The sequence below is a fragment of the Streptomyces albiaxialis genome (genome assembly GCF_039530985.1).
Classification (GTDB): domain Bacteria; phylum Actinomycetota; class Actinomycetes; order Streptomycetales; family Streptomycetaceae; genus Streptomyces; species Streptomyces albiaxialis.
In genome coordinates this window covers 1-2,943 of the sequence record NZ_BAAAPE010000018.1, presented here as the reverse complement: position 1 = coordinate 2,943, position 2,943 = coordinate 1, and the positions used below count along the sequence as shown (strand labels likewise).

The window sequence follows — 2,943 nt, the reverse complement described above, 5'->3', positions numbered from 1 at the left end:
CCCACCACTGGCCGCGCGGAACGCCTCCTCGAACCCCACATCCCGCGAAGACGCACGATGAGCCGCATCGATACCCATCGCCTCCAACACGTGCTGCTTGCCAGGACTGGCCGTGGCATAGACCTCCGCCCCCAGATGCCGCGCGATCTGCACCGCGGCCGTCCCCACACCACCCGTCGCCGCATGGATCACAACCGACTCACCCCGACGCAACCCCGCCAACTCCACCAACCCGAACCACGCCGTCAGGAAGACCACGGGTACGGCTGCCGCCTCGTGCCAGGTCCAGTTGTCGGGCATGCGGGCGAGCATGCGCGCGTCGGCGACGGCGACCGGTCCGAAGGCGCCCTCGAAGAGCCCCATCACGCGGTCGCCGGGGGCCAGTTCTGTGACACCGGGGCCGATCTCCGTCACGACGCCCGCACCCTCACTGCCCTGGAAGACGCCTCCCCCGGGGTACATGCCGAGCGCGATCAGCACATCACGGAAGTTGACACCGGCGGCCCGCACCGCCAGCCGCACCTGCCCCTCCCCCAACGGCGCCTCCGCCTCCGGACACGCCACCACCCGCACGTCCTCCACCGTCCCGGCGGAGTCCATTCCCAAGCGCCACGCGCGCCCCTCGTCCAACGGCTCCAGGCCGGACTCCGCCCGCGTGACACGCGGCACCCACACCCGCCCCGCACGCACGGCGATCTGCGGCTCGTCGGCGTCGAGCGCGTACGAGACGGCGCCGCGCACGGCCTCGTCGCCCGTGTCGACGTCGGCGTCGGCATCGAGGTCGGCGTCGGCATCGAGGTCGAGGAGGAGGAAGGCGTCGGGGTTCTCGCGCTGCGCGGTACGGACGAGGCCCCAGACGCCCGCGGCCGTGACGTCGAGTGTGCCGCCGTCCTCGACCGCGACGGCCTCGCGCGTGACCAGCACCAGTCGGGACTCGGCGAGCTGAGGCTCGGCGGTCCAGGCGTGCAGCAGTTCCAGCGTCGCGGTCGCGGCGGTCAGCCCGTCGGCGTCGTCGGTGCCGCCGGTACCGCGTACGTCCGCGAGAACGACCTCCGGAACCGCCTCGCCCTTCTCGACCAGCTCCGTCACGTCCGCGCCCCGGGCCAGAACCGGCCACACCGCTCCGGATGCAGCGGGAACGTCCGTCGCCACGGTCCACTCGACCGAGTAGAGCCCGTCGGTCGTCGTACGCGTCCGCGCCAACCGGTCCCGGTCCATCGGCCGCATCACCAGCGACTCGACGGTGAACACCGGCGCACCGGCCAGGTCCACGGCGGCGATCCGCACCCCGTGGTCGAGGTCCTCGCCGAGCGGCGAGAGCCGCACCCGTACGACACGGGCACCCACCGCGTGCAGGCGTAGCCCGCTCCAGCCGAACGGCAGCCACAACCGCCCGTCGTCGTCACTCCCCAGCAGGGAGACGGGGTGCAGCGCGGCGTCGAGCAGTGCCGGGTGGACAGCGAAGCCGTCCACCTGGTCCAGGTCGTCCGGCAGTTCCACCTCTGCCACCAGGTCCTGTCCGTCCCGCCACATGGCCCGTAGGCCCTGGAAGGCCGGACCGTACTCGTATCCGGCCGCCGCGGCACGCTCGTAGAACCCGTCGATCCCCACGGGCTCCGCGTCGGCAGGTGGCCAACTGGCCTCCAGGGATGGGGTATCCGCAGCCACCGGACCGAGCGTGCCCTCGGCGTGGCACTCCCAGCCCGCGCCGTTCGTCTCGTGGGAGGGGCGTGAGTAGACGCGCACGTCCCGCCGCCCGTCGTCGGCGCCGGCCTCGGCCTCGGCCGGTTGGACGACCACCTGGATGTTGACGGCACCGTTCTCCGGGAGGACGAGCGGCGCTCGCAGCACGAGTTCCTCGACACCGCCGCACCCGGCCTCGTCCGCCGCCCGCAACGCCCACTCCGCCAGCGCCGCACCGGGCACCAGCACCGAGCCCAGCACCCGGTGATCCCCCAACCACCGCTGCTCCCCGATCCGCCCGGTGAGCAGCAACCCGCCGTCCGCCGTCGCCACGGCAGCGGGCAGCAACGGATGACCGGAGTCTCCTTGCCCCAGCCGCGCCGTATCGCCCCCGTGCGCCGCGTCCTCCAGCCAGTAGTGCTGGCGCTGGAAGGCATAGGTGGGCAGGTCGGTGGTGGGACCCTCGGCGAACCAGGGCGTCCAGTCGATATCGGTGCCGTGGGTGTGGAGCTGGGCCAGGGCCCGGGCGAAGGCCCGGTCCTCCGATTGCTTCGCGTTGAGGGTGGAGAGGGCGAGCAGGTCTCCGTCCACGGTGTGCTGGGCGGCGGTGGCCAGCACAGGATCCGGGCCGAGTTCGAGGTAGGTGCCGGGGCCCTGGTGGGCGACGGCGGGGGCGAAGTGGACGGGCTGGCGGATGTGCTGGACCCAGTAGTCAGGGCTCGCGATCTCCTGCTCAACCGGCCGACCGGTCAGGTTGCTCAGCAACGGGATCACCGGCAGCCGGAAGTCCAAGTCGCCGATGGCCTGCTGGAAGTCCTCCAGCATCGGATCCATGAGCGGCGAATGGAAGGCATGACTCACGCTGAGGCGCTTGGTCTTACGTCCCTGGGCCTTCCACACTTCGGCCAGCTCCAGCACGGGCTCTTCCGGCCCGGAGATCACAGTGCTGGTCGGGGTGTTGAGGGCGGCCACCGTCACACCGTCGGGCAGCTCCAGCTCGTCTGCTCCGGCCTCGATCGCGACCATCGCGCCGCCCTCGGGCAGCGCACCCATCAACGTCGCCCGGGCCGCCACCAGCGCACACGCGTCCTCCAGCCCGAGCACCCCGGCCACATGCGCGGCAGCCACCTCACCAATCGAATGACCGATCACCGCATCCGGCCGCACTCCGAAGGAGCCCAGCAGCCGGGCCAGGCCGACCTGCAACGCGAACAGTCCGGCCTGCGCATACGTGGTGTGCTCCAGCTCGGATACCTGACC

1 protein-coding gene is annotated in these 2,943 nt (G+C 71.9%); it reads right to left on the bottom strand.

From position 1 onward, the window contains the following. Positions 1 to 2,928: acyltransferase domain-containing protein (locus tag ABD343_RS34535; RefSeq protein ID WP_344534087.1), on the bottom strand; the 2,928-nt coding region annotated here is incomplete at its 3' end. Between the last annotated feature and the right edge of the window lie 15 nt (positions 2,929 to 2,943).